Source organism: Citrobacter sp. VF227 (assembly GCF_052950715.1).
The window spans coordinates 1-488 of record NZ_JBRFVF010000319.1 but is presented as its reverse complement, the minus strand read 5'-3'; the positions used below and the strand labels follow the sequence as shown (position 1 = coordinate 488).

Annotated in this window: 1 protein-coding gene; it reads right to left on the bottom strand. The window is 71.9% G+C overall.

The window, feature by feature from the left end; genetic code table 11:
* Nucleotides 1-10: 10 nt before the first annotated feature.
* On the bottom strand, nucleotides 11-488 hold a 478-nt coding region (locus ACU8YC_RS26520; RefSeq protein ID WP_446896197.1), incomplete at its 5' end, for a hypothetical protein.

Below are 488 nucleotides of genomic sequence, written 5' to 3'. Positions count from 1 at the left end.
TTGTTTTTTTTCACAAGCGGAGGCCGGCATACGTTGTTGTTGCCTGTGGCGTGGGATGGGTGGGGGGGCGGTTCTCGATCGCGTCGGGGTCCGCGTGGCCGGGCGACATGCCGCAGGCGGGCTGCTCGTTGGGGGGAATGGCGAAATGTTCGGCGACGATCCGGTGAAACGGCACGAACGCGGCCTGCGGGCAGGTATCCAGGCCGCGGGCGCGGGCGGCGTCGTCGCGCATCACCTCGACGTCGAAGCGCTTCGGCCCGGCCTTCGTGACGATCGTCAGCGGCTCCGATCTGGCCGTGGCGGCCCGGGCGGCCGCCTGCGCGACCGCGGCGGGGGCCGGCGCGATCGCGGTCAGGGCGAGGCAGGCGATGGCGGCCGCCCGGGCCGTGCGGAAGAGGGATCTCACAGGCTCATGCCTCTCGTGGGATGGCGCGCGGACCGCGGGGTCCGTCGCCCGGTGATAGACCAGGATGCGCGCGAGGGGAATC